Source organism: Burkholderia sp. SIMBA_051 (genome assembly GCF_046534915.1).
Lineage (GTDB): Bacteria > Pseudomonadota > Gammaproteobacteria > Burkholderiales > Burkholderiaceae > Burkholderia > Burkholderia ambifaria.
The window spans coordinates 1-267 of record NZ_JAWRXS010000358.1 but is presented as its reverse complement, the minus strand read 5'-3'; the positions used below and the strand labels follow the sequence as shown (position 1 = coordinate 267).

Sequence of the window (267 nt, the reverse complement as noted above, 5' to 3'; positions counted from 1 at the left end):
CAGATATGTCGTGTCGATTGTGTAGCCCTCAGCCGTCCATTCTGCTTCATGTTTCGCTCGTTCCGCCCTTGCCGGCGTCAATTCGTCAGACAGGTATTTCTTCCATTGCCTCCGGCGTTCGATGCTATCAGTAAAATACGGCGTGTAATTATCAGATGCCGTGCTTACCTGAATATCTGTCAGGTAATATCCCATGCCGGGAGTCGACGACGATTGAAATGAAAGGGATAGTGTCAAAAAGACGCCGTCAGCATAAAAAAGCCATCG

General features: G+C 48.7%; 1 pseudogene. It reads right to left on the bottom strand.

Annotated elements, in window-relative coordinates:
* Positions 1-195, bottom strand: a pseudogene (locus SB771_RS34855) (hypothetical protein); the annotation flags it as partial.
* Positions 196-267: the final 72 nt, after the last annotated feature.